Consider the following 22960-nt stretch of genomic DNA (forward strand, 5'->3'; position numbering starts at 1 on the left):
CCCGGGCCGGACGCGTCCTCCGTCGGCGTCCGGCCCGGGCGTGCGGGGTGCCGGCGCTTCGGCGGAAGCGCCGGGTGCGGTCTTCAGGACTCCTTGCCCCGGCCGGACAGCGCGTCGCGCATCCGGTCCACGAGTCCGACCCCGGGGGCGAGCAGTTTGTTCGCCGGCGGCTTGTCGGGAGCGGAGGGGTGTGGACGGGTCGGCGCCGACTTCTTGGCCTGCCGGACCTTGTCGCCCAGGTCGTTCAGCGCCTCGGCGGAGCAGGATTCGCGCAGCCGGGGGAAGAGGTTGTTCTCCTCGTCCATGATGTGCGTCCTGATCTCCGTCATCAGCTTGCCGACCAGCATGTCGAACTGCGGGTCTTCCGCCTCGCAGCTCTCCAGGTCCTTCATGGTGCGCTCCGCGGCGGCGTGGTCCTCCAGCTCCCGGTCCGCGAGTGCGTCACCGTTCGGAACGTGCGCACGGACCGCCGGGTAGAGGTACGCCTCCTCCGCGACCGAGTGCCGGACCAGTTCCATGGTGGCCTGGTCGGCGTACGTCTTCCGCCGGCTGTCGCCGGACGGGAGTTCCTCGATATTGGCGAACAGCTCCTCCACTTCCTGATGGTCGGTCATCAATTCCGCGATGACGTCTCCGCCGTGTCCCATGGTGTTGCTCCTCTGTGCGGTTTCCGTGATTTTCCGGTCGTCCGGAAGCCTGTCCGGGCGACAGTGAAACTCCTCCGCGGCCACCGCCCGGTGCATTGCCGCCCCCGAGGGCGTGGCGTACCGGTGGTGTGGCCCAGGCCACTGCTCTGCCGTGACCCGCATCATTTCCCCGGGGAAATGCGGAGGGTAGCGTTCCGGACTTCTTCCCCTCGCGGATTCGGACGGTCCGGCAGTGCCTGCAGATCTCTCCCCGCTGATAGCGGCGACCGCTCAGTGGCTGACCCGCGCCTATCCGTCGGGCGGCGGAGTAATGGACTCCGCTCTCTGCGAGGTACAGGCACGGCAGGCCGTGACGGTCGCGGCCTGGCTCCGCTACCCGACGCCGATGGACGCCGCGCTGGTCTCGGTCGCGGGGCCCGGAGGCTCTGCCCGGCTCGACTGGATCACGGGTGCGGACGGTGCCGCGGCCGATGATCCGGACGGTTACGCGTGGCGTACGTGGGTCGACGAGATCGTGGCGAGCTGGGCGGCCTGCCTGCTCAGCGCCCCGGGACTGGCCGAGGCCGCGGTGACCGCGCTCGCCGGGTCCCGGCACACGGAGGACTCGCCCGTCGAGTTCCGGCGCCTGGTCACGCCCGACGTACGGGACCGGCGGGCCGCCGCGCTCCTGCGCCACCCGGATCTCCTCGCGCCCGTAGCCGAGCTCCACCACGGCCTGCTCCTCGACCGTCTGAAGCCGGGACCGGCGCTGACGGTCTGAGGCCCGGGCCGGCGCCACCGCCTGAAGCCCGGGCCACGTGGGCCGGCCGAGGTGCCTGGAACCCGGCCCGGCGGGGTCAGGATTCCCTGCTGACTTCCCTGCTGACGGCCGCGGGGGAGTCGTACTCCTTCTCCGGCAGGGCGTCGAGCGCTTTCTTGACCTCCGGGTCGGCGCCGCTCTTCTTCGCCGTTTCGACGATGTCCTTCTTGGAGGCGGGGTAATTCACGCCGCCGAGGGACTTCTGCATTTCGATCGGGTTCACCTTCATGGGCCGATACATGCCCCCGGCCCCCGCGTGTGCATACCCGGTGCCGAAGCTGTCACCGCGATGGAGCACAGCGCGGTCTCCGGCTATGCCTCGCGCCGGAGAGGGCCCCAGACGCCCTCCTGCCGGGCGACTTCCGCGGCAGCCTCTTCGATCACGCGTGCGTCGATCCAGCCGACCGGCTGGACGTCCCGGACCAGCGGCTCGTTGTCCGGCCCCCGGCCCGCCTCCTCCCCGCGCAGCGCCCAGGGACGCACACCAGGACCCTTCTCGCGCGGCAGGTGCGAGTAGTCGTACAGCCGGCGGGCCACCCACACCCTCACCGGCCGGTCCCCCCACCACGGCTCGACGCCCAGGGAGTTCGCGGACAGTCCCGGCATGGGAACACCCGTGAGGTCGTCCCGGCTCGACACCGACTTCAGGTCGGTCGCGGGGCCGCGTGACCAGCGTACGTACAGCCGGTCGTGCAGCCGGTCGTGCCGTCCGACGAGATCGGTCAGTTCGTCGAGCGTACGCAGAACAGGCAGCTCGTCCGCGGTATTCATGCCAGCACTCACTCCTCGACACATGCGCTTTTCACCCACTGAGAACCGTAGGCATTCATGTGCTCAAAGGGGTAACCGGTAATCCATGGCAGCAAGCACGCGATATGCAGTTGCGGCTTCCGGACAGTGGGTGGACGAGGAGGACGGCCGCCGGCTCCCCGCCGGTGAGGTGCATGCCTGGGAGCACGGCATGAACCAGACCGTGTGCGGTCTGTCCCTCAGCCGCTCCCGGCTGGGGCGCTTCGCACACGTCGCCTGGCCCGACATCCTCCCGGAATCCGGGGGCGCCGCGGACCGCGTCCAGCGGGTGTGCCCGCGGTGCGCGTCCGTCGCCGGGCGGCGGGGAAGCGACGCCCGCCCCAAGTGGCACCGGACCAACCCGCGGCCCTGAGGGAACCGCCGGCCGCCGCTCCTCACTGTCCGTACGTCACTCGAATGCTCTACATCACCGTGCTGCTTGCTTCTCCGGGGCTGACTCTGATCGGAGGTCCGATCGCTCAGTCCGGAGGAGATTGAAATGAACACCGCTCTCCCGCGCCGCTGGGAACACGCCGTCGTCACCGGCGGCGCGGGTTTCGTCGGCTCGCACCTGTGCACCGCGCTTCTGGACGCGGGCACCGCCGTCACCTGCGTGGACGACTTCAGTACCGGCCGGCCCGAGAACATAACCGCGCTGCTCGACCGCCCCGGATTCACGCTGGTGCAGGCCAACGTCTCGGACCCGTTCACCGTGGACCGGCCGCCCGACCTCGTACTCCACTTCGCGTCCCCGGCGTCCCCCGCCGACTACCTGCGGCTGCCCCTGCACACGATGGAGGCCGGCAGCCTCGGTACGCGCAACGCCCTGGCCCTCGCCCACGGCGCCGGAGCCCGCTTCCTGCTCGCCTCCACCTCCGAGGTCTACGGCGACCCGCAGCAGCACCCGCAGAACGAGCGGTACTGGGGCAACGTGAACCCGGTCGGGCCGCGCAGCGTGTACGACGAGGCGAAGCGCTTCGGCGAGGCGCTGACCACCGCCCAGGCCGACGCCCACGGCACCGACACCGGCATCGTGCGGCTGTTCAACACCTACGGCCCCCGGATGCGCGGCTACGACGGCCGCGCCGTACCGACGTTCATCCGCCAGGCCCTGGCCGGCGAGCCACTCACCGTCACCGGTGACGGACTCCAGACACGCTCGCTGTGCTACGTCGACGACACCGTGCGCGGCATCCTCGCGGCGGCGGCCCACGGGATGCGCGGCCCGGTCAACATCGGCAACCCCGCCGAACTCACCATGCTCGAACTGGCGGGGCTCGTCATCGAGCTCACCGGATCGACCTCCGAGATCCGCTTCATCGAACGGCCGACGGACGACCCCGCCGTGCGCTGCCCCGACATCACGCTGGCCCAGGACAAGCTCGAATGGGAACCGCGCGTGGGTGCCGAAGAGGGCCTGCGGCGCACCATCGCCTGGTATCGCGCCCACACGGACAGCTGATCCGGCCGAACGCCCTCCCGGCCGCGCCTTCCGGCGCGGCCCGGCTTCGCCCCGATTCGCCGAAAGGCCTGGGACCCCATGCGCATCCTCGGAATCAACGCACTCTTCCACGACCCCGCCGCCGCCCTCGTCATCGACGGCCGGACCGTCGCCGCGGCGGAGGAGGAGCGGTTCTCCCGCCGCAAGCACGGAAAACGGCCGGTGCCCTTCTCCGCCTGGGAACTGCCCGAGCAAGCCGCCGCCTGGTGCCTGAAGCGGGCGAACCTGCGCCCGCAGGACCTCGACGCGGTGGCGTACTCCTTCGATCCGGAGCTCGCCAGGCCCGCCGGTGAGATGGGCCTGGACGACCCCTGGGACCACCTGCGGCTGACGTACGCCCGTGAGGTCCCCGGCTTCCTCAAGACCGCCCTGCCGGGGCTGGACCCGGGCATTGTCCGCTTCGTACCGCACCACATGGCACACGCCGCTTCGAGCGCGTTCGCCGCCTCCGGCGCGGAGACCTCTTCGGTACTGGTCCTCGACGGCCGCGGGGAACGCGCCTCGCACCTGGCCGCGCGCCGGATCCGGGGACGGCTGGAGGCGCTGTGCGCGCAGGACCTGCCGCACTCGCTGGGGCTGGTCTACGAGGAGCTCACCGAGCACCTCGGGTTCCTGCGCTCCAGTGACGAGTTCAAGGTCATGGCCCTCGCCTCGCACGGCACCCCGCGCATGCTCCCCGAACTGCGCCACCACGTGTATCCCACCGGTGACGGCGGCTTCCGTGCCACGGCGGTGCCCTGGCACGGACTCTGCGCGCCCCGGGGCCCGGACGAGGCGTGGACCCAGGACCACGCGGACCTGGCGGCCAGCGCCCAGGCCGCCTTGGAGGAGACCCTGCTGGATCTTGTGCGCTGGCTGCACGGGCAGACGCACGACAGCGTCCTGACCCTGGCCGGCGGCGTCGCGCTCAACTGCGTCGCCAACTCCCGCATCGCCCGCGAAGGGCCCTTCTCGCGCGTGTGGGTGCAGCCCGCCGCCGGTGACGCGGGCACCGCGCTGGGCAGCGCCCTGCTGCTCGCCGCGGGCGGCGGGGACGAGCCGGAGCCCATGGCCGGCGCGGACCTCGGCCGGGACTGGTCGGAGGCGGAGCTCGGAGCCTGGCTGAAGACGGCGGCCGTGCCGTTCGACCGGCCGGCGGACATCGCCGCGACCGTGGCCCGGGCCCTGTCGGACAACCAGATCGTGGCCTGGTTCCAGGGGCGTTCGGAGTACGGGCCCAGGGCGCTCGGCCACCGCTCGCTGCTGGCCCACCCCGGCCACGCGGGCAATCTGGAACGGCTCAACGACGTCAAGGGCCGCGAGCAGTTCCGGCCGGTCGCGCCCATGGTGCTGGCCGACCGCGCCCCGGAGATCTTCGACGGTCCGATGCCCAGCCCGTACATGCTGTTCGTCCACGACGTCGCCGAGACCTGGCGCAGCCGCATCCCGGCCGTCGTCCACGTGGACGGGACCGCCCGCATCCAGACCGTGGACCCGGTGCGCGAGCCGCTGGTCGCCCGGATGCTCGGCGAGTTCGAGCGGCTCACCGGCCTGCCCGTGGTCGTCAACACCAGCCTCAACACGGCGGGCAGGCCCATGGTGGACGACCCGCGCGACGCGCTGGAGTGCTTCGGGTCCTCGCCCGTCGACCTGCTGGCCATCGGCCCGTACGCGATCCGGCGCGGCGCTTTCTTCCACTCGTCGGACACCTACGACGACGGGGCGGCGCGATGACGCCCCCCGGACAGGAGACAGCGGCCGGCCGGGAGAGCACGCCGCCCGAGTACGCCGTGGTGATTCCCACGCTCGGACGCCCCGGCCTGAGCGTGTGCCTGCGGGCACTGGCCGACGCCGCCGGCCCCCGGCCGGTGCGGGTGGTACTTGTCGACGACCGTCCCGAGCCCGGCGGCACGCCCCTCCCGGTCGACGTTCCGCAGGCTCTGCGGCCCGTGACCACCGTGGTGGCCGGCCACGCGCGGGGACCGGCCGCGGCGCGCAACCGGGGCTGGCGCGAAGCCGGCCCGGTGCCGTGGGCGGTCTTCCTCGACGACGACGTCGTGCCGGGGCCCACCTGGGCCGACGACCTCGCCGCGGACCTCGCCGCGGCGACCTACCGGACCGCCGCCGTCACCGCCCGCATCGTGGTGCCGCTCCCCGCGGACCGCCGTCCCACCGACTGGGAACGCAACACCGCCGGGCTGGCCACCGCCCGGTGGATCACCGCCGACATGGCGTACCGCCGGGAGGCGCTCGAAGCCGTCGGCGGGTTCGACGAACGGTTCCGCCGCGCCTTCCGGGAGGACACCGACCTCGCCCTGCGGGTACTGGCGGCGGGCTGGGCGGTGAGCGCCGGAAACCGCGTCACCGCGCATCCGGTACGGCCGGCCGGCCGCTGGATCTCCGTACGCCTCCAGGCGGGCAACGCCGACGACGTGCTGATGACCCGGCGGCACGGCCGGGACTGGTGGAACCGGGCGGACGCGCCACGGGGGCGCCTGCCCCGCCACCTCGTGGTGACCGCGGCCGCGGCGGCGGCCCTGGCCTGCGCCGCTCTCGGGCGGCGCGGAACGGCAGCGGCCTGCGCCGCCGGGTGGCTGGCGGGCACCGCCGAATTCGCCCGGGCGCGGATCGCGCCGGGACCCCGGACCCGGGACGAGATCGTCTCCATGGCGCTGACCAGCGTGCTCATTCCGCCCGCCGCCACCTGGCACTGGCTGCGCGGCCAGGTCACCCACCGCCGGGTGCTGCCGCTCGGCCCGTACGAGGCCGCTGCGCCGCCCAGCGCACCGTGCGAGCCGGTCCAGGAGCGGGTGCGGCCATGACCTGCCATCCCGCGGCCCGGCCCGTGACAGGCCCTTCGGACCCCGCGACCGGCCTCTGGCTGTTCGAGGGGCCGGCGGAGGGCCGCCCGGACACGCCGCCGGCACGGAAGGACACGGGCGGCGCCCTCCCGGAGGCGGTCCTCTTCGACCGCGACGGCACGCTCGTGGCCGACGTGCCCTACAACGGCGACCCGGCGCGGGTCGAACTCATGCCGTCGGCGCGGGAAGCCGTCGCCGCCGTACGCTCCCTCGGGATCCCGGTGGGCGTGGTCAGCAACCAGTCGGGCGTGGCCCGCGGTCTGCTGACGCGCCGTCAGGTCGAGGCCGTGCGGCAGCGGGTGGAGGCCCTGCTCGGCCCGTTCGCGCTCTGGGCGGTCTGCCCGCACGGGCCGGACGACGGCTGCGGCTGCCGCAAACCCGCGCCCGGTCTGGTGCTGGCCGCCTGCGAACGGCTCGGGGTGCGCGCCGCGCGCACCGTCGTCATCGGGGACATCGGGGCCGATGTGGAGGCCGCCCGCGCGGCCGGCGCGCGCGGGGTGCTGGTGCCGACCCCGGTCACCCGGCCCGAGGAGACCGAGGCGGCCGGCGAGACGGCCGCCGACCTGCTCCAGGCGGTACGGCTGGCGCTGCGCGCCGACGCCGACCGGACGGCGGGAGGCCCGCGATGACTTCTTCCGCTCCCCGGACGCTCGTCGTCCGCCTGGACAGCGCCGGCGACGTACTGCTGGCCGGACCCGCCGTCCGGGCCGTGGCGGCCGGCTCCTCGCACACCGCCCTGCTGTGCGGGCCGCTGGGCGCCCAGGCGGCGGGGCTCCTCCCCGGTGTGGACGAGGTGCTGGTGTACGACGCCCCCTGGGTGGGGATCGAACCGGCGCCGGTGACGCGCGCGGCGACCCGCGAACTGCTGAACACCCTGTCCGCCGGCCGGTTCGACCGCGCCCTGGTGCTCGTCTCGTACCACCAGAGCCCGCTCCCGGCCGCGCTGCTGCTGAAACTCGCCGGCGTCGGCTGGACGGCGGCCGACAGCGAGGACTACCCGGGAGCCCTCCTCGACCTGCGCCACCACCGGCTGCCCCACCGCCACGAGGCCCAGGCCGCGCTCGACCTGGCCCAGGACGCCGGCTTCGCGCTGCCGCCCGGCGACGACGGGACGCTGCGCATCTCCCCTCCGCCCGACACCGCGCACCTCACCGGCCCCGGGCCGTACGTCGTGCTCCACCCCGGCGCCGCGGTACCGGCCCGCGCCTGGAGCCCCGCACGGGCGGCGCGGGCCGCCGCCGCGCTCTGTGCCGAGGGGTACCGCGTCGTGGTGACCGGCGGCCGGGCGGAGAGGGACCTGACGGCGGAAGTCGCCGGACACCACGCCCTCGACCTCGGCGGGGCCACCGACCTGCACCAGCTGGCGGGGGTCCTGGCCGGGGCGCGGGTCGCGGTGGTCGGCAACACCGGGCCCGCGCACCTCGCCGCCGCGGTGGGGACGCCGGTCGCCTCGCTGTTCGCCCCGGTGGTGCCGGCCGAACGCTGGGGCCCGTACGGCGTACCGCACGTGCTGCTCGGCGACCAGAGCGCGCCCTGCGCCGGAAGCAGGGCCCGGCGCTGCCCGTCCCCGGGACACCCCTGCCTTGACGGGATCGGCGACGCCGAGGTGATCGCCGCCGTGGCCGCGCTCGGCGACCGCACGGGGGCCGGAGCGGGGGCCGACGCGGACCGCCCGGCCGTACCGGGCGGCGTATCCGAAACGGAACGAGGAGCGAGGGCATGAACATCCTGCTGTGGCACGTACACGGTTCCTGGACCACGGCGTTCGTCCAGGGGCCCCACACCTATCTCGTTCCGGTCACACCCGGCCGCGATCCCGACGGGCTCGGCCGGGCCCGTACGTTCTCCTGGCCCGACTCGGTGCGGGAGACGACGCCCGAGGAACTGCGCGAGACGCAGGTCGATCTCGTCGTCCTCCAGCGGCCGCACGAACTCGGACTCGCCGAACGCTGGCTGGGCGGACGCCGGCCCGGCCGTGACGTGCCCGCCGTCTACCTGGAGCACAACGCGCCGGACGGCGACGTCCCGGACACCCGGCACCCGTTCGCGGACCGCGACGACCTGACGCTCGTCCACGTCACCCACTTCAACCGGCTGTTCTGGGACAACGGCTCCACCCGCACCGAGGTGATCGAGCACGGCATCGTCGACCCGGGGCACCAGTACACCGGCTGGCTCCCGCGCGCGGCCGTCGTGGTCAACGAACCGGTCCGGCGCGGCCGCTACACCGGTACGGACCTGCTGCCCGCCCTGTCCGAGGCGGCGCCGCTGGACGTCTTCGGGATGCGCACCGAGGGGCTGGCGGAGCACCTGGGCATACCCGACGACCGGTGCCACACCGCCGACCTGCCCCAGAGCGAACTGCACGCGGCCCTGGCGGAGCGCCGGATGTACCTGCACCCGGTGCGCTGGACGTCGCTGGGCCTGTCCCTGCTGGAGGCCATGCACCTGGGCATGCCGGTGGTGGCGCTCGCCACCACCGAAGCCGTCGAGGCGGTCCCGCCCGGAGCCGGAACGCTGTCCACCCGACCCGACGTACTGGCGCGGGCCGCCCGGCGCTACCTGGAGGAGCCGGAGGCCGCCGCCGAGGACGGCGCGCGCGGCCGCCAAGCGGCCCTCGAACGGTACGGGCTCAAGCGCTTCCTGGACGACTGGGAGCGCGTGATGACGGAGGTGCGCTCATGACATCCCTCAGCCCCATCAGCACCGGTGCCGGCCACCCCGCCGCCCTGTCGGTCGCCCTCGTGTCGGAGCACGCGAGCCCGCTCGCCGCTCTGGGCGGGGTGGACGCGGGCGGGCAGAACGTCCATGTCGCGCGCCTTGCGGGCGCACTCGCCGACCGAGGTCACAGTGTCACCGTCTACACCCGGCGGGACGCGCGCGACCTGCCGGACCGGGTGCCACTGCGAGCGGGCGTCGAGGTGCACCACGTGCCCGCGGGCCCGCCCGAGCAGGTCCCCAAGGACGAACTCCTGCCGCACATGCTGGCGTTCGGCCGCTACCTGGCCAGGGAGTGGCAGATCCGGCCGCCCGACCTCGTCCACTCGCACTTCTGGATGTCGGGGCTCGCCTCGCTCCACGCGACGCGCGAACTGCGGCTGCCGCTCCTGCACACGTACCACGCGCTCGGAACGGTGAAGCGACGCCACCAGAGGCTCGCCGACACCAGCCCGCCGGCGCGGCTCGGCTGCGAGCGGGAGGTGGGCCTGGGCTGCGACCGGATCGTCGCCACCTGCCGTGACGAGGTCCTCGAACTGACCAGGATGGGAATCCCCGCCGGCAAGGTCGCCGTCGTGCCGTGCGGCGTGGACACCGACCAGTTCACCCCGTACGGACCGGCCGCCGACCGGGACGGTGCCTGCCGGCACCGGCTGATCCAGGTGGGCCGCCTGGTTCCCCGCAAGGGCGCCGCGGTCTCCGTCACCGCGCTGGCCGAGCTGCCCGACACGGAACTCCTGGTGGTCGGCGGCCCGACGGCGGCCCGGATCGACGACGACCCCGAGGTGCGCCGGCTGCGCGACATCGCACGCGAGGCCGGGGTGGCCGACCGGGTCCGCTTCACGGGCGGCGTCCCCAGCGAGGACGTGGCGCCGCTGCTGCGGAGCGCCGACGTGGTGCTGTGCCCGGCCGACTACGAGCCGTTCGGCATCGCGCCGCTGGAGGCGATGGCCTGCGGCAGGCCGGTCGTCGCCAGCGCGGTGGGCGGACAGCTGGACACCGTCGCCGACCCGACCACCGGACGGCTGGTACCGCCCGGCGACCCCGGGGCCCTCGCCCGCGTCGTCGGCGAACTCCTCGCCGACCCCGCGACGCGCCGGGCGTGCGGGGAGGCCGGGCGCCGCCGTGTCCTGAGCCGTTACGGCTGGCCGCGGATCGCGGCGGCCACCGAGTCCGTGTACGGCGAGGTGCTCACCCCGCAACCCGTCGCGACGGGGGTGATCTGACGCACCCGCACCACAGCGTTCCCGACCGCCAACCGCGCAGCACCGATGTCCGAAGGAGGTGCGGGTCCGGCCGTCGTCCCCGGACGCGGTACGCCCGACCAGCATGAACGAATCCCAGGTACTCGACGCCGCGCACCGGCACTGCCAGTCGCTGCAGGACGCGCTCGGCCGGCTCCGCCGGCAGGGCCTCGACCGGCTCGCCGCATGGGGAGGCGAGCTCGCCGCCGTACTCCCCGTCGGCGGCCGCCTGCTGGCCGCGGGCAACGGCGGCAGCGCCGCCCAGGCCCAGCACCTGACCGCGGAGCTGGTGGGCCGGTACCGGCAGGAGCGGCCCGCCTACTCGGCCATCGCCCTGCACGCGGAGACCTCCAGCGTGACCGCCATCGGCAACGACTACGGGTTCGACCAGGTGTACGCCCGGCAGGTGTCCGCCCACGGCCGCCCCGGAGACGTCCTCGTCCTCCTGTCCACCTCCGGCCGCAGCGCCAACCTCATCACGGCGGCGGTGACGGGCCGGGCGGCCGGACTGCGCGTATGGGCGCTGACGGGGCCGGGGCCCAACCCGCTGGCCGAGGCGGCCGACGAGGCGCTGTGCGTCGACGCCGCCACCACGGCGACCGTGCAGGAGGCCCACCTCGTCGCCGTGCACCTGCTGTGCGCGTGCTTCGACGCGGCGGGCGGGGCGCCCGCTCCGGCCAGGACGGGGACGGGGACCCGGCCCGTCGCGGCCCGCCGGAGGATGCCGTGAGTGCGCGCAAGCCGCTGGTGGTCGTCGGAGACGTCCTGCTGGACGAGGACATCGAAGGCGTTTCCACCCGGCTGACCCCGGACGCGCCGGCCCCCGTCGTCGACGTCACCGGCGACCAGAGCCGCCCCGGCGGGGCCGGACTGGCCGCCGTGCTGGCGGCCCGGTGCGGCCGCGACGTGACCCTGGTGACCGCGCTCGGCGACGACCCGGCCAGCGAGGCCGTACGCCGCGCCCTGCGGGGCCGGGTCCGGCTGGTGGAGATCCCGCTGGACGGCACCCTGCCGGTGAAGACGCGGGTGCTGGCCGGCGGCCGTCCGCTGGTGCGGATCGACCGCGGCGGCGGAACGCCCGGCGAGCCGGACGACGCGGTGTGCGAGGCGCTGGCGCAGGCCCACGCCGTGCTCGTCGCCGACTACGGACGGCACACGGCGAGTGCCGTGCGGTCGCACCTGGCGGCCGTGGCCCGCCGCACCCCCCTGGTGTGGGACCCCCACCTCAAGGGCGAGGACCCGGTGCCGGGAGCCAGGATCGTCACCCCGAACGGGGCGGAGGCCTGCGCTCTCAGCCCCGCCGGCGGCGACTCCCTGCGCGCGTACGCCCGGCGCGGAGCCGACCTGGCGGAGCGCTGGCGGGTGGCGGCCGTCGCCGTGACGCTCGGGGAACGCGGCGTCCTGCTGACCCGCCCGGGCGCCGGTACGCCGATGCTCGTCCCGGCGCCGTACCGCGCCCAGGGCGACCCGTGCGGCGCGGGCGACTGCTTCGCGGCCGCGACGGCGGCGGCGCTGGCGGACGGCGCCCTGCCGGAGGAGGCCGTGCAGCGGGCCGTCGCCGAGGCCGCCACGTTCGTGGGCGCCGGCGGCGCGGGCAACCCGGCGCTGTGGCGGACGGAGCCGGCGTCCGGCCCCGAGGAGGAGGCCCCCGAGACGGACCCGTTCGCCCTCGCCGAGCGGGTCAGGGCGCGCGGCGGCACGGTGGTCGCGACCGGCGGCTGCTTCGACCTGCTGCACGCCGGTCACGTCGGACTGCTGGAGAGCGCCCGGCGTATCGGCGACTGCCTCATCGTGTGCGTCAACTCCGACGCGTCGCTCACCCGCCGCAAGGGCCCGGGGCGCCCGCTCAACCCGGTGGCGGACCGGCTCCGCGTCCTCGCGGCGCTCGGCAGCGTCGACGCCGTCGCGGTCTTCGAGGAGGACACACCGGCGGCGCTGCTCAGCAGACTGCGGCCCGACGTCTGGGTGAAGGGCGGCGACTACTCGGTCGAGGACCTTCCCGAGGCGGAGGTCCTGCGCGCGTGGGGCGGCCAGGCGGTCGTGCTCCCTTACCTCGTCGGCCGTTCCACCACGGAGCTGGCCCACCGGGCGGCGCAGGCCGCCGTACGGCTGCGGCCGTCGTCGCCCTGACACGGTGCAGCCGTCCGAAGAGACGTGAACCGCGAACGAGGAGAGGCACCCCGGAGATGAGTGGCGAGAAGGGAAACGAGAAGGGGAAACGTCCCGCCGCCCGCGGCCGCGGGGCCGGTACGGAACCCGGGCCGCGGGTGCTGGTGCTGCGCGCCCTCGGACTGGGCGACCTGCTGACCGCGGTGCCCGCCCTGCGGGCGCTGCGGCGCGAGCTGCCCGGACACGAACTGGTGCTGGCGGCGCCCGGGCGGCTGGCCGCCGCGGCGGACGCGACCGGACTGGTGGACCGGCTGCTGCCCGCGTGTGCCCCCGGGCGCGCGGTACCCGCCGAGCTGGCCTGGGACGGGCCGGCGCCCGACCTCGCCGTGGACCTGCACGGCAACGGCCCGCCGAGCCATCTGCTGCTCCAGCGGCTGAACCCCGGGCGGCTCTTCGCGTACGCCCACCCCGGCATGCCCGGGCTCCCCGGCCCCCAGTGGCGGGCCGACGAACACGAGCGGGACCGGTGGTGCCGGCTGGTCGGCTGGTACGGCGTCGCGGCGGACCCCGAGGACCTGCGGATCCCGCCGCCCGCGGTCCCCTCCCCGGCGCCGGGCGCCGTCGTGGTGCACCCCGGCGCGGACGCGGCGGCCCGCCGCTGGCCCGGGGAGAGGTTCGCGGCCGTGGCGGGCGCGCTGCGCCGCGCGGGCCACGAGGTCGTGATCACCGCGGGCGCGGGGGAGGGGGCCCTGGCCCGCCACGTGGCGGCGGGGGCGGGGCTGGCGCCGGACGCGGTACTGGGCGGCGCGGGCGACGTGCCGTTCGACCGGCTCGCCGCGCTCGTCGCGCACGCCCGCTGCGTGGTCGTGGGCGACACCGGGCTCGCCCATCTGGCGACGGCGCTCGGCACACCGTCGGTCGTCCTGTTCGGCCCGGTCGCCCCGCGCCTGTGGGGCCCGCCGGCCCGCGCACGGCACCGGGCGCTGTGGCATCCCGGCGCCGACGGCTCACCGCGTCCCGGCGACGCCCACGGGCACCTCCCGGACGAACGGCTGCTCCGCATCACCGTCGACGAGGTCGTCGACGCGGTACGCGCACTGCCGGAGCCGGAGCCGGAGCCGGACCGCGGCACGGGCACGGACCGGCCGCTGGTCCCGGAGGGGTCGCGGTGAGCGGGCAGCGGGCCCAGCCGGCGGACCACCCGCGCACCGGCGTCGTGGTGATCACCCGCAACCGGCGTACGAGCCTGCTGCGCACCCTGGACCTGCTGGCCGGGCTCCCGGAACGGCCGCCGGTCGCGGTGGTCGACAACGGTTCCACGGACGGCACCGCGGAGGCGGTGCGCGCCGGGCACCCCGGCGTACAACTGCTCACACCCGGACGCAATCTGGCCGCCGCCGGGCGTACGTACGGGGCCGCCGCCCTCGGCACGCCGTACATCGCGTTCAGCGACGACGACTCGTGGTGGGAGCCGGGCGCCCTCGACCGGGCCGCGGACGTGTTCGACGCGCATCCCCGGCTGGGCCTGCTGTCCGCCGCCACACTGGTGGGCCGCGACGCCGGCCCCGACCCGCTGAACGAGGTGCTGCGCGGCTCACCGCTGGGGCAGGAACCCGATCTGCCCGGCCGTTCCGTGCTCGGATTCCTCGCGTGCGCGGCCGTCGTGCGACGGGCGGCGTTCCTCGAAGCGGGCGGGTTCCATCCGCTGCTGGGGGTCGGCGGCGAGGAGCAACTGCTCGCCATCGACCTGGAGGCGCGCGGCTGGGGGGTGGCGTACTGTCCCGACATCGTCGCCCGGCACGCCCCGGACGGGGAGCCCCGGCCCGGCCGGGTGGCCCGGATGCGGCGCAACACGCTGCTCACGGCATGGCTGCGACGGCCCCTGCGGCAGGCCCTGGCGCAGTCCGCGCGCCTCGCCCTGGACAGCCGCACGGACCCGCAGGCACGGTCCGCGCTGGCCGAAGCCGCTCGGCTGCTGCCCGCGGCGCTGGCCCGCCGGGACCGGGCGCCGGCCAGGGTGGAGCGCCGCATCCGGCTCCTGGAGGCCTCGCCCTGAACGGGCGAGGGGCCCGGTGTCCCGGGCGCCGGTCCTCAGGCGGCGGTGCCCAGGCGCGGCTGCGCGGCCGCCACGCCCTCCTCCGTACGCAGGACCACGGCCTGCGCGGACCGGCGGTCGCGGAGCACGAAGCCCGCCCCCACCGCACCGGCGATGATCAGCCCACCGGCCACGAGGGCGCCCCGCGCCCCGGCCAGCTCCATCAGCAGGCCGAGCGCCGGCGGCCCCGCGAGACTCCACACGGTACGGATGGTGCCCCAGACGCCGAGGACGCGGCCCCGCATGTGGGCGGGCGGGTCGGTCTGGAGAACGGTCGTCCCGGCGGTGTCGGAAACCGACTCGACCACGGCCATGGGCAGGACGAGCACCAGCAGCACGGCGAGCGACGGCGAGAACCCCGCCACCGCCTGCAGCAGGGCACCGGCGGCCGCGAGCGTGCCCACGAGCCGTACGGAGGGCTTGCGCAGCCGGGCCCCGAGAACCGCTCCGATGATGCCTCCGACGGCAAGCACGGTGGAGACGGTGCCGAACGCTCCGGCGCCGCCGGCCAGCGGACCCGTGACGAGCACGGCCAGGGTGAGCCCGTAGTTCCGTCCGAAGACCGCGCTGAGCCCGGTGATGCCGGCGAGCGCGACGAGCCGGGGGCGGCGCATGAAGTAGGCGATGCCCTGGCGCACGGTCATGTCGTGGTCGGCGTGGTCGGCGTTTCGCGTGTCGTTCCCGGCGCGCCGGACCGTCTTGTGCACCGGACGGAGGAAGGGGATGACCGAGGCGACGAAGAGGAAGGACAGACCGTTGGCGGCGTACGCGGCGGCCGTGCCGAGGAAGCCCACCGTCACACCCGCCAGAGCGGCACCGGCGAGGCGGCCCGCGTTGTGCACGAGCGAACCCACGCCGATGGCGGAGGGGACGTCCTCCGCATGGACGAGGTCGTTGCCCAGCAGCGAGCAGGCCGGTCCGTCGACGGTGGCGATGAGGCCGGTGACGGCGGCCAGCGCCATCAGGACCCCGAGGCCGAGCTGATCCGTCGCCACCAGGACGGCCGTCAGGAAGGCGACGGCGCCGAGGAGCGCCTGGCTGACCGCGGCGGTCAGTTTGCGGGGCCACCGGTCGACGACGGCGCCGCCCGCGAGGCTCATGAGGAGGCCGGGCGCCGCCTGGACGGACATGGACAGCCCCGTCGCGGCGGCCGACCCGGTGATCTGGAGCACCAGCAGGTTCTGGACCGTGAGCTGCATCCAGGTACCGGCGTTGGAGACGAAGTTCGCGACGGACCACCAGCGCATGCTGCGGTATTTCAGGGACCGCCACGGCGAGTGGTCGCCGCCGGGCTTCGCGGTACGGCCGAAGCGCCGCCGGCCGGCGGGCGGCGCGGAAGCGGGGTCCGTGACCGGGTGCGTCATGACGGACCCGGGGACGGCGGCAGGGGCAAGGGCAGGGGCGGGCACGGAGCCGGCGGGAGAAGAAGACACAGTGAGGTACTCGGAGACGAGCCGGGGCTCAGGTGGCGGAACGGCGGAAGCTCGGACACCGGCTGCTCTGCGCGGCCGCTCCACCGGATCTGTCGAATGCTGTGCCGTTCGAGGGCGGACCGGCCGCCACCTGGGGCGGGGTCCTTCCGGGGCACGGCTGGACCATGGTGGCAGACGGGGCCGGCCGCCGAGGGCGGGAGCGTTCCGCAACGGTGGTCCCCGGGGCGGGAATTCCTTGTGCCGCCAGGGATCCGGTGTCGCTGGTGTGCTTGCTCACAGGGCGTCGGGGGCAGATGAGCGGCGTGGCCCCGCACCCCGGAGGCGTGACCGCAGCCACACACGGAAGGCGGGTACGGCGGCGTAGTCCGGCGTGCCGGAGACCTCCGTGGAGCTCACAGTGAGATACGGAGCGGTTGCCGAGCGCACACCGCGCCGTCCGGCACGGCGAAGACGCGGGGCGACGGAAAGGCGGAAGCATGGACAGCGGAGTGCGGGTCGACCTCCACGGAAAGCGGGCACTGGTGACCGGCGGGGCACGGGGCCTGGGGGCATCGATCTCCCGGCGGCTGGCCGGGGCCGGGGCGTCCGTACTGGTGGCGGACCTGCGCAAGGACCTGGCGCGGGACCTCTGCAACGAACTGGGCGAAGGGGGAGGCGACGCGCGCTTCGTGGAGATGGACGTCCGCGACTCCGAGGCGGTCGCGGAGGTCTTCAGGGACCTGGACGGGGAAGGCCGGCCGGTGGACATCCTGGTCAACAACGCGGCCGTGGACGTCTCCAAGCCCATCGAGCACCTGACGGCCGACGAGGTGACGCGGGTCGTCACGACCAACCTGCTGGGGCCGGTGTACCTGTGCCTGGAGACCTACCGCCGCATGGTCGCGCGCGGCGGCGGCCACATCGTCAACATCCTTTCCACGGCGGCGAACCGCACCTGGACCGAGGCCGGCCCGTACGCGGCGGGCAAGTCGGGCCTGCGCGCCTTCACCCACACCCTGTTCAAGGAGGCCCAGCGGGACTGTCCGGGTATCGGCATCACCGGAATCATCGCGGGCGGCATGGAGACGCCGTTCATCCTCGAACGGTTTCCGGACGCCGACGTGTCCATGCTGCAGAGCCCGGACATCGTGGCCGACACGGTGCTGTACGCCCTGTCGGTCCCGGCCGGCAGCGCGGTGTCCGAGCTGGTCGTCGTACCGCGCAGGGAGCCGTCCTGGCCCTGACCCGCTCTCACCCCCGTCCCCGTCCCCGCCTCCGTCCCCGTCCGGAACACGACAAGGAGCTCCATGACCAGCCCTCAGAACGCACACACGCCAGTCGCCGTCGTCACCGGCGCGGACTCCGGTATCGGGCGCGCCACGGCCGTCCGCCTCGCCGCGCAGGGGATGGACGTCGGCATCACCTTTCACAGCGACCGGGAAGGCGCCGAAGCCACGGCGGAAGAGGTGCGCGGCCACGGCCGCCGCGCGGCCGTCGCGGCCATGGACCTCACCCGGCTGCCCGATGCCGCCGATGTGATCGATCAGCTGGCCCAGGACCTGGGCCGCATCGACGTCCTGGTCAACAACGCGGGAACGGGCACGGCGACCCCGTTCCTCGAAATCGATCTCGCCACGGTCCGCCAGGTCGTCGACGTCGACCTGATCGGCCCGTTCCTGTGCGGCCAGCGGGCCGCGCGCCGCATGATCCGGCAGGGCGACGGAGGCAGGATCGTCAACGTCACCTCGGTCCACGAGACCCAGCCCCGCGTCGGCGCCGCGCCGTACTGCGCGGCCAAAGGCGGTCTCGGCCTGCTGACGCAGGTGATGGCCCTCGAACTCGCCGAGTACGGCATCACGGTCAACGCCGTCGCTCCCGGCGAGATCGCCACGCCCATGACCGGCCAGGAGGACCGGGACGTACGGACCGAGGTACGCCATGGCATTCCCCTGAGGCGGCCCGGTGACGCGCGGGAAGTCGCTTCCGTCATCGCCTTCCTCGCCGGCCCGGACGCGTCCTACGTCACCGGAGCGTCCTGGGCGGTCGACGGCGGAATGCTGCGCATGGGCCCCATGGCGGGCTCCCACCTCGACGACGACTCCTGGCGCCGTCCGTGAGACACCGGTCGGGTGCCCGCCCCGGCTAGATGAGCACCGCGTACACCAGGAAGAAGGCCGCGACGAGCAGCACGACCACTCCGATGGCGATCAGCGGGCCCATGGCCCAGCCACGCGGAGGATCGACGCGCGGGCCGGTCTCGGAACCGGTGCTCGACTCACCGGGAGGGGTTTCGCCGGGAGGCACCGAGCCGCCCGGTTCGAGGCCGGTGGTCCGGTCCGGCTCGGGGTCAGGGCTGTGTGGTGTGTTCATGCGGGGCGGGTGCCCGAAAAGTCCCGAATTAACTATGACCGGGCTTCGCGGGTCTTCGTGCGGTTCGCCTTGCGGACGGCCTCCAGCAGATCGGGCTTGCTCATCCGCGAGCGCCCCTCGACGCCGAGCCGCCCGGCCAGGTCGTACAGATGCTGTTTCGACGCCTGCTCGTCGACCCCCTCGCCGCTGCGCCCGCCCTGCTGCCGCGGACGCGCCGCCTTGGGGTCGGACGGGCCCTTGCGCCGGTTCTCCTTGCGTTCCCAGTGGTCGCCGACCTTCTCGTGCGTGTGCTTGAGGGCGCTGTACGCCACCCGGTGCGCCCGCTCTCCTTCGCCGTACTGCTCCACGGCGGAGTCGTGCGCCTTGATCCAGGTGCGCTGCGCCTCCTCGGCGGACCGCTCCAGGGTCGACGGGAGTTCCTGTTCTCCCGGCACGGGACTCACCTCATCTCCGGATCGAACTAATGGTGAGGGGAAAACGGGTGCCCCACCCGCCTTCCGGGGAAACGGCAGTACGGCCCCGACGTAATGGAACCAAGTCTTCCGGTTATGCCGCTCCCGTCGGGGGCACCCAGGAACCGGGAGGGACGTGAGGGGCGCGTGAACAACCGAAGGAGACGCAGAAACCGGCCGGAGACGGCTGCGGGACGACGAGATCAGGAGGCGGACGCAGGGTGAGCCGAAGGGCGGTCGTCCGACCCGGGTGGAGGAGGAGCACGAACTCCAGCCGTCCGGCGAGGACCAGCCGTCCGCGGACCGCTCGCCGAACGCGGCCACCAGGGGATCGACGCCACCGGGAATGACCCCCCCGGACGTGGACCTCCGCACCGAAATGGCCCGGCACCTGGGTCGCGGCCTCTGTCCGGCCGACCGCGAGAAGGTGCTGCGGACGCTGCGGGAGAACAACGCGCGGGACCAGATCGTCGGCACGGCGGCTGAGCTGCCGGCCGACGGACAGTACGAGAAGGCCCAGGACACCCTCCGCGCACTGGGGCGCGGTACCGGTACTGGGTGAAGAGGCATGGGAGAGCTCGATGGCTCAGCAAGTTCGCGAAATCATGACGAGCGACCCCGTCACCGTCGGTGCGCTCACCGCGGTCAGCGAGGTCGCGCACCGGATGCGCGAGGAGGACATCGGCGCCGTTCTGGTCGCCGAGGGAGACCAGCTGCGCGGGCTGGTCACGGACCGGGACCTCGTGGTGCGCGTGCTCGCCGAAGGCAAGGACCCCGGCGACACGACCGTGCAGGAGGCATGCAGTCCCGACCTCGTCACCGTCACACCCGACGACGAAGTCGACCGCGCCATTCAGCTGATGCGGGAACACTCCCTGCGGAGGCTGCCCGTGGTCGAAGGCGACACCGCGGTGGGCATCGTCTCCCTGGGCGACCTGGCGATCGAACGTGACCCCGATTCGGCCCTGGGCGACGTGAGCGCCGCCAAGTCCAATCAGTAACCCGCCGTCATCCGGCCGGGCGTGGCGGGCGGTGGCCCGAACGGCTGATGCTCTGCCCCTTCGGGGCGTGGCTGACGCGACCGTCCGGCCGGCGAAGACAGAGTGGGCCCGTTAACTCTAAGCGCCCCCGAAGCGGAGTTGCTGAGCCAGAGCCCCCGGCCACCACCGGGGGCTCTGGTTTGTCCGCTGCCCGTGAGTGCCTGCGGTTCCGTGGGTGTCTGCGGTCCCGGTCCGCGGGGCCCGGTTCAGATGGCGGGCTCCGGGGGCGGCACCGGCCCCGGCAGCGGGCCCGGCTGAGGCTGCGGCTCCGTGGGCGGGACCGGGGCCGGCGGGTCCGGCTCGGGCCGGGGCGGAGCCGGGGGCACCGGATCGGGCCCGCCGGGCGCCGGTACCGGTCCGGGGACGGGTCCTGGACCCGGCCCGGGACCCGGCGCGGGTGTCGGGGAGGGCGGGACCGGATCGTTCGGAGGCGTGCCCATGAGAAAACCCCATCACATCTGAAGAAATCCATTCAAGGAATCTGTCCTTCCGGCGGGTGCCCGTGACCGACTGCGACAAACGGTCCGTTGCCTGGACGCTGCCGTGGACGAACCGCGGGCGCTGCCCGCGAGTGAGCGAGCGCGGACACGGCCTGCCGGCCGAGGACGTTGCCCGCGCTTCCCCACTCAGGCGCGCCGGCCCCGATGTCCTGGGCGCGGGTCAGGTGACGGAGGCAGGACCGGGCGGCAGGTGGACGGTCATGATCAGGCGGCAGGTGCCGGCGCCGGCACCGCGGTAGGTGTGGGGGGCGTCGCCGTCGAAGGTGGCGGTCTGTCCGGCTTCGACGGCGTGCTCGGTGCCGTCGACGACCAGGGTCATCCGTCCGGCGGTGACGCTGACGGTTTCCACGACACCGGCCTGGTGGGGGTGGCTGGGGTACTCCTCGCCCGGCTGGAGTTCCCAGCGCCAGACCTCGGTCGGGGCCGGGCCCGACGTCGTCAGCATGAGCCGGGCTTCGCCGCCCCGCTCGCCGGTCCACAGCGGCATCACGGTGTCGGCGGACACGACGCGGACGCGGCCCTCGGTCCGCCCTTCCATCAGGGCGGACACGGAGACGCCGAGGGTGTCGGCCAGCCGGACCAGGGTGGCGAAGTTGGGGTTGCCCTGGGCTCTCTCCAGCCCCACCAGAGCCCCCTTGCTGACCTTGGCGCGTCGGCTGAGTTCGTCCAGGGACAGGCCCGCGCGGGTGCGGGCCGTCCTGACGTTGCGCGCGAGCGTCCGCAGGGCCGCCTCGGTCTCGGGCATCCGATCACCCTCCTCATGAATGGGCCACTTTACTGCACCGTACGGTCATTCGGTTGACACCGAGCGGTCGGTTCGCTGTACGGTTTAGTCGTTCCATTGAAATAGTAAGGGATGTACCGTGATCGCTCTGCTTCTGGCCCTGGGCAGCTCACTCGCCTACGGGTGCGCCGACTTCCTCGGCGGCCTCGGCGCCCGTAAGGCCCACGTGCTGCGTACCGTGATGATCGCGGCGCCGGCCTCTCTCGCGGTCGAGCTGCTGCTGTGGCCGTTCCTCGGCGCCTCGTTCAGCGCCGGCGCCCTCGGCTGGGGTGCCGCGTCCGGGGTCGCCTCGGCCGCCGCGTTCGCCCTGCTCTACCGCACCCTGGCGATCGGCCCGATGAACGTGCTCTCGCCCGTGACCGCGCTGGTGTCCGCCATGCTGCCGGTCGGGGTGGGCCTGTTGCAGGGCGAGCACCTGGGCGCCGCCGGGTTCGTGGGGCTGCCGCTCGCGCTGGCGGCGGTGGTGCTGGTCAGCGCCGGACACGGCTCCGGGACGGCGCGTCCCTCACGCAACGCGCTGCTGCTGGCCCTCGGTGCGGGTGCCGCCATCGCCCTCCAGCTGATCTTCCTCCACCAGGCACCGTCCGACAGCGGCGTGGCCCCGCTGATCGTGGGCCGGGCGGTCTCCTCGGCCGTCACCCTGGCCGCGGCCGGACTGATGTACCGCAAGCTGGGCTCGGAGAAGCCCGCGTACGCGATGTCGGCCGCCGCGGGTGTGCTGGACTCGGTGGCGAACCTGCTGTTCCTGCTCGCCGCCCGCAGCGGGGACCTCGCCGTCGTCGCCGTGATCACCGCCCTCTACCCGGCCGGTACGGTCCTGCTCGCCCGCAGCGTGCTCGCCGAACGCATCCACCGCGGCCAGCTCATCGGCCTGGGCACCGCCGCCGTCGCCGTAAGCCTCCTCGCCCTCACCTGAGCCTCGGCCCCCAAACCCCCACCCCACCATGCCACCGCCCCGCAAGGAGACCGACATGTTCATCCAGCCCTGGGACACCGGCCTGGACGAAGCCGAATGGCAGACCTGGATCACCGAAGGCCACGACTTCGGGCAGCTCAGCGTCAACGGCCTGCCCGGCCGGGCGCCCGTCGCCGTTCCCACCCATTTCACCGGCGACGGCAACCACCTCCTGATCCACCTCGCCCGGCCCAACCCGGTCTGGAAGGCCATCGAGCACGACCCGAACGTCACCTTCACCGTCATCGGCGACTACGCCTTCATCCCCGGCACCTGGCGCGCCAAGCCCGACACCCCGCCCACCGACGGCGTCCCCACCAGCTACTACGCGGCCGTGCAGTTCACCTGCCGCGCCCACATCGTCGACGACCCGGAGGCCAAGGCCGAGCTGCTGCGCCGCCAGCTCGCCCACTTCCAGCCCGACGGGGACCACGCCCCCGTCGCGGTCGACCAGCCGCCCTACGGCCGGATGCTGCCCGGCATCCGCGGACTGCGCCTCGAAGTCACCGAGGTGCGGGCGAAGTTCAAGTACGACGACCACAAGCCCGTCGAACAGCGTGCCGGTATCGCCGACCGCCTCACCGAACGCGGCGAGGGCCTCGACCTGCCCACCGCGCGGCAGCAGCGCCGCCGCCTGGACCGCATCGGCCCCTGGAAGCCCTGATCCCCGTTCGCACCCCTCCATACCCGTACGCACCAAGGAAC

The 22960-nt window shown here is 74.1% G+C and carries 26 protein-coding genes; 19 read left to right on the top strand and 7 right to left on the bottom strand.

Going from position 1 to position 22960, the window contains the following annotated elements; all coding sequences use genetic code 11:
* Positions 1-83 precede the first annotated feature (83 nt).
* Positions 84-647 (bottom strand): hemerythrin domain-containing protein, encoded by a 564-nt coding sequence (locus tag ACWD0Y_RS20470; RefSeq protein WP_450261749.1) that lies wholly within the window; start codon positions 645-647, stop codon positions 84-86.
* Between the two features lie 232 nt (positions 648-879).
* Between ACWD0Y_RS20470 and ACWD0Y_RS20475 the strand changes: the two genes are divergently transcribed.
* Positions 880-1407, top strand: coding sequence for a hypothetical protein (locus tag ACWD0Y_RS20475; protein WP_450261750.1), 528 nt, complete (start codon positions 880-882; stop codon positions 1405-1407).
* Between the two features lie 76 nt (positions 1408-1483).
* Here ACWD0Y_RS20475 and ACWD0Y_RS20480 read toward each other — a convergent pair whose 3' ends face one another.
* A complete protein-coding gene (locus ACWD0Y_RS20480) occupies positions 1484-1675 on the bottom strand; it encodes a DUF2795 domain-containing protein (protein ID WP_450261751.1) in 192 nt (63 codons plus the stop codon).
* Positions 1676-1758: 83 nt separating this feature from the next.
* Positions 1759-2217 (bottom strand): DUF6098 family protein, encoded by a 459-nt coding sequence (locus tag ACWD0Y_RS20485; protein WP_450261752.1) that lies wholly within the window; start codon positions 2215-2217, stop codon positions 1759-1761.
* 85 nt (positions 2218-2302) lie between these two features.
* On the opposite strand from ACWD0Y_RS20485, the gene ACWD0Y_RS20490 reads away from it, so the two are divergent.
* The 12 genes from ACWD0Y_RS20490 (at position 2303) to ACWD0Y_RS20545 (ending at position 14703) form a co-directional block, all read left to right on the top strand.
* Positions 2303-2608 carry a hypothetical protein gene (locus tag ACWD0Y_RS20490; RefSeq protein ID WP_093802626.1) on the top strand — a complete coding sequence of 102 codons (306 nt, stop codon included), beginning with the start codon at positions 2303-2305 and terminating at the stop codon, positions 2606-2608.
* Positions 2609-2734: 126 nt separating this feature from the next.
* Positions 2735-3697: an NAD-dependent epimerase/dehydratase family protein gene (locus ACWD0Y_RS20495; RefSeq protein ID WP_450261753.1), complete on the top strand. Its 963-nt coding sequence runs from the start codon at positions 2735-2737 to the stop codon at positions 3695-3697.
* A gap of 78 nt (positions 3698-3775) precedes the next feature.
* On the top strand, positions 3776-5449 hold the full coding sequence (locus ACWD0Y_RS20500; protein WP_450261754.1) for a carbamoyltransferase family protein: 1674 nt from the start codon (positions 3776-3778) through the stop codon (positions 5447-5449).
* Positions 5446-6537 (top strand): glycosyltransferase family 2 protein, encoded by a 1092-nt coding sequence (locus tag ACWD0Y_RS20505; RefSeq protein WP_450261755.1) that lies wholly within the window; start codon positions 5446-5448, stop codon positions 6535-6537. Before ACWD0Y_RS20500 ends, ACWD0Y_RS20505 begins: the two co-directional genes overlap by 4 nt.
* The gene (locus ACWD0Y_RS20510; protein WP_450261756.1) at positions 6534-7205 is read left to right on the top strand and encodes a D-glycero-alpha-D-manno-heptose-1,7-bisphosphate 7-phosphatase; all 672 of its coding nucleotides are present in this window, start codon (positions 6534-6536) and stop codon (positions 7203-7205) included. The genes ACWD0Y_RS20505 and ACWD0Y_RS20510 overlap by 4 nt, the downstream gene beginning before the upstream one ends.
* Entirely contained in the window at positions 7202-8299 is a 1098-nt protein-coding gene (locus tag ACWD0Y_RS20515; protein ID WP_450261757.1) for a glycosyltransferase family 9 protein, read from the top strand. Before ACWD0Y_RS20510 ends, ACWD0Y_RS20515 begins: the two co-directional genes overlap by 4 nt.
* Positions 8296-9261, top strand: a complete 966-nt coding sequence (locus ACWD0Y_RS20520; protein ID WP_450261758.1) for a glycosyltransferase — start codon at positions 8296-8298, stop codon at positions 9259-9261. The genes ACWD0Y_RS20515 and ACWD0Y_RS20520 overlap by 4 nt, the downstream gene beginning before the upstream one ends.
* On the top strand, positions 9258-10520 hold the full coding sequence (locus ACWD0Y_RS20525; protein WP_450261759.1) for a glycosyltransferase: 1263 nt from the start codon (positions 9258-9260) through the stop codon (positions 10518-10520). The genes ACWD0Y_RS20520 and ACWD0Y_RS20525 overlap by 4 nt, the downstream gene beginning before the upstream one ends.
* A 103-nt stretch (positions 10521-10623) precedes the next feature.
* Positions 10624-11268: a D-sedoheptulose-7-phosphate isomerase gene (locus ACWD0Y_RS20530; RefSeq protein ID WP_450261760.1), complete on the top strand. Its 645-nt coding sequence runs from the start codon at positions 10624-10626 to the stop codon at positions 11266-11268.
* The gene (gene rfaE2, locus ACWD0Y_RS20535; protein WP_450261761.1) at positions 11265-12668 is read left to right on the top strand and encodes a D-glycero-beta-D-manno-heptose 1-phosphate adenylyltransferase; all 1404 of its coding nucleotides are present in this window, start codon (positions 11265-11267) and stop codon (positions 12666-12668) included. Before ACWD0Y_RS20530 ends, rfaE2 begins: the two co-directional genes overlap by 4 nt.
* A 56-nt stretch (positions 12669-12724) precedes the next feature.
* Complete coding sequence (locus ACWD0Y_RS20540; protein WP_450261762.1) at positions 12725-13819, top strand: glycosyltransferase family 9 protein; 1095 nt, start codon at positions 12725-12727, stop codon at positions 13817-13819.
* A complete protein-coding gene (locus ACWD0Y_RS20545) occupies positions 13816-14703 on the top strand; it encodes a glycosyltransferase family 2 protein (RefSeq protein ID WP_450261763.1) in 888 nt (295 codons plus the stop codon). Before ACWD0Y_RS20540 ends, ACWD0Y_RS20545 begins: the two co-directional genes overlap by 4 nt.
* A gap of 35 nt (positions 14704-14738) precedes the next feature.
* Here the strand turns inward: ACWD0Y_RS20545 and ACWD0Y_RS20550 are convergent, their stop codons facing one another.
* Positions 14739-15989: an MFS transporter gene (locus tag ACWD0Y_RS20550; RefSeq protein ID WP_450261801.1), complete on the bottom strand. Its 1251-nt coding sequence runs from the start codon at positions 15987-15989 to the stop codon at positions 14739-14741.
* A 662-nt stretch (positions 15990-16651) separates the two neighbouring features.
* On the opposite strand from ACWD0Y_RS20550, the gene ACWD0Y_RS20555 reads away from it, so the two are divergent.
* Positions 16652-17398, top strand: coding sequence for an SDR family oxidoreductase (locus tag ACWD0Y_RS20555; RefSeq protein ID WP_450261764.1), 747 nt, complete (start codon positions 16652-16654; stop codon positions 17396-17398).
* A gap of 63 nt (positions 17399-17461) precedes the next feature.
* Positions 17462-18271 carry an SDR family oxidoreductase gene (locus tag ACWD0Y_RS20560; RefSeq protein WP_450261765.1) on the top strand — a complete coding sequence of 270 codons (810 nt, stop codon included), beginning with the start codon at positions 17462-17464 and terminating at the stop codon, positions 18269-18271.
* Positions 18272-18296: 25 nt separating this feature from the next.
* Here the strand turns inward: ACWD0Y_RS20560 and ACWD0Y_RS20565 are convergent, their stop codons facing one another.
* On the bottom strand, positions 18297-18524 hold the full coding sequence (locus ACWD0Y_RS20565) for a DUF6480 family protein (protein ID WP_450261766.1): 228 nt from the start codon (positions 18522-18524) through the stop codon (positions 18297-18299).
* Positions 18525-18556: 32 nt separating this feature from the next.
* On the bottom strand, positions 18557-18958 hold the full coding sequence (locus ACWD0Y_RS20570) for a ChaB family protein (protein ID WP_450261767.1): 402 nt from the start codon (positions 18956-18958) through the stop codon (positions 18557-18559).
* 364 nt (positions 18959-19322) lie between these two features.
* On the opposite strand from ACWD0Y_RS20570, the gene ACWD0Y_RS20575 reads away from it, so the two are divergent.
* A complete protein-coding gene (locus ACWD0Y_RS20575) occupies positions 19323-19538 on the top strand; it encodes a DUF2795 domain-containing protein (protein ID WP_450261768.1) in 216 nt (71 codons plus the stop codon).
* Positions 19539-19557: 19 nt separating this feature from the next.
* On the top strand, positions 19558-19977 hold the full coding sequence (locus tag ACWD0Y_RS20580; protein WP_450261769.1) for a CBS domain-containing protein: 420 nt from the start codon (positions 19558-19560) through the stop codon (positions 19975-19977).
* Positions 19978-20676: 699 nt separating this feature from the next.
* On the opposite strand, the gene ACWD0Y_RS20585 is transcribed toward ACWD0Y_RS20580, so the two are convergent.
* On the bottom strand, positions 20677-21261 hold the full coding sequence (locus ACWD0Y_RS20585; protein WP_450261770.1) for a helix-turn-helix domain-containing protein: 585 nt from the start codon (positions 21259-21261) through the stop codon (positions 20677-20679).
* Positions 21262-21379: 118 nt separating this feature from the next.
* Here ACWD0Y_RS20585 and ACWD0Y_RS20590 point away from each other — a divergent pair, with 118 nt between their 5' ends.
* Positions 21380-22216, top strand: coding sequence for an EamA family transporter (locus ACWD0Y_RS20590; RefSeq protein ID WP_450261771.1), 837 nt, complete (start codon positions 21380-21382; stop codon positions 22214-22216).
* Positions 22217-22271: 55 nt separating this feature from the next.
* Positions 22272-22919: an FMN-binding negative transcriptional regulator gene (locus tag ACWD0Y_RS20595; protein ID WP_450261772.1), complete on the top strand. Its 648-nt coding sequence runs from the start codon at positions 22272-22274 to the stop codon at positions 22917-22919.
* The last annotated feature ends 41 nt before the right edge of the window (positions 22920-22960 follow it).

The organism is Streptomyces altiplanensis, from assembly GCF_053591575.1.

What these genes read in the sequence shown, in the direction of transcription:
- ACWD0Y_RS20470 (WP_450261749.1), bottom strand. Translation starts at nt 647, where the DNA reads ATGGGACACGGCGGAGACGTCATCGCGGAATTGATGACCGACCATCAG.
- ACWD0Y_RS20480 (WP_450261751.1), bottom strand. Translation starts at nt 1,675, where the DNA reads ATGAAGGTGAACCCGATCGAAATGCAGAAGTCCCTCGGCGGCGTGAAT.
- ACWD0Y_RS20485 (WP_450261752.1), bottom strand. Translation starts at nt 2,217, where the DNA reads ATGAATACCGCGGACGAGCTGCCTGTTCTGCGTACGCTCGACGAACTG.
- ACWD0Y_RS20490 (WP_093802626.1), top strand. Translation starts at nt 2,303, where the DNA reads ATGGCAGCAAGCACGCGATATGCAGTTGCGGCTTCCGGACAGTGGGTG.
- ACWD0Y_RS20495 (WP_450261753.1), top strand. Translation starts at nt 2,735, where the DNA reads ATGAACACCGCTCTCCCGCGCCGCTGGGAACACGCCGTCGTCACCGGC.
- ACWD0Y_RS20500 (WP_450261754.1), top strand. Translation starts at nt 3,776, where the DNA reads ATGCGCATCCTCGGAATCAACGCACTCTTCCACGACCCCGCCGCCGCC.
- ACWD0Y_RS20505 (WP_450261755.1), top strand. Translation starts at nt 5,446, where the DNA reads ATGACGCCCCCCGGACAGGAGACAGCGGCCGGCCGGGAGAGCACGCCG.
- ACWD0Y_RS20510 (WP_450261756.1), top strand. Translation starts at nt 6,534, where the DNA reads ATGACCTGCCATCCCGCGGCCCGGCCCGTGACAGGCCCTTCGGACCCC.
- ACWD0Y_RS20515 (WP_450261757.1), top strand. Translation starts at nt 7,202, where the DNA reads ATGACTTCTTCCGCTCCCCGGACGCTCGTCGTCCGCCTGGACAGCGCC.
- ACWD0Y_RS20520 (WP_450261758.1), top strand. Translation starts at nt 8,296, where the DNA reads ATGAACATCCTGCTGTGGCACGTACACGGTTCCTGGACCACGGCGTTC.
- ACWD0Y_RS20525 (WP_450261759.1), top strand. Translation starts at nt 9,258, where the DNA reads ATGACATCCCTCAGCCCCATCAGCACCGGTGCCGGCCACCCCGCCGCC.
- ACWD0Y_RS20530 (WP_450261760.1), top strand. Translation starts at nt 10,624, where the DNA reads ATGAACGAATCCCAGGTACTCGACGCCGCGCACCGGCACTGCCAGTCG.
- ACWD0Y_RS20540 (WP_450261762.1), top strand. Translation starts at nt 12,725, where the DNA reads ATGAGTGGCGAGAAGGGAAACGAGAAGGGGAAACGTCCCGCCGCCCGC.
- ACWD0Y_RS20550 (WP_450261801.1), bottom strand. Translation starts at nt 15,989, where the DNA reads ATGCGCTGGTGGTCCGTCGCGAACTTCGTCTCCAACGCCGGTACCTGG.
- ACWD0Y_RS20555 (WP_450261764.1), top strand. Translation starts at nt 16,652, where the DNA reads ATGGACAGCGGAGTGCGGGTCGACCTCCACGGAAAGCGGGCACTGGTG.
- ACWD0Y_RS20560 (WP_450261765.1), top strand. Translation starts at nt 17,462, where the DNA reads ATGACCAGCCCTCAGAACGCACACACGCCAGTCGCCGTCGTCACCGGC.
- ACWD0Y_RS20565 (WP_450261766.1), bottom strand. Translation starts at nt 18,524, where the DNA reads ATGAACACACCACACAGCCCTGACCCCGAGCCGGACCGGACCACCGGC.
- ACWD0Y_RS20575 (WP_450261768.1), top strand. Translation starts at nt 19,323, where the DNA reads ATGACCCCCCCGGACGTGGACCTCCGCACCGAAATGGCCCGGCACCTG.
- ACWD0Y_RS20580 (WP_450261769.1), top strand. Translation starts at nt 19,558, where the DNA reads ATGGCTCAGCAAGTTCGCGAAATCATGACGAGCGACCCCGTCACCGTC.
- ACWD0Y_RS20585 (WP_450261770.1), bottom strand. Translation starts at nt 21,261, where the DNA reads ATGCCCGAGACCGAGGCGGCCCTGCGGACGCTCGCGCGCAACGTCAGG.
- ACWD0Y_RS20595 (WP_450261772.1), top strand. Translation starts at nt 22,272, where the DNA reads ATGTTCATCCAGCCCTGGGACACCGGCCTGGACGAAGCCGAATGGCAG.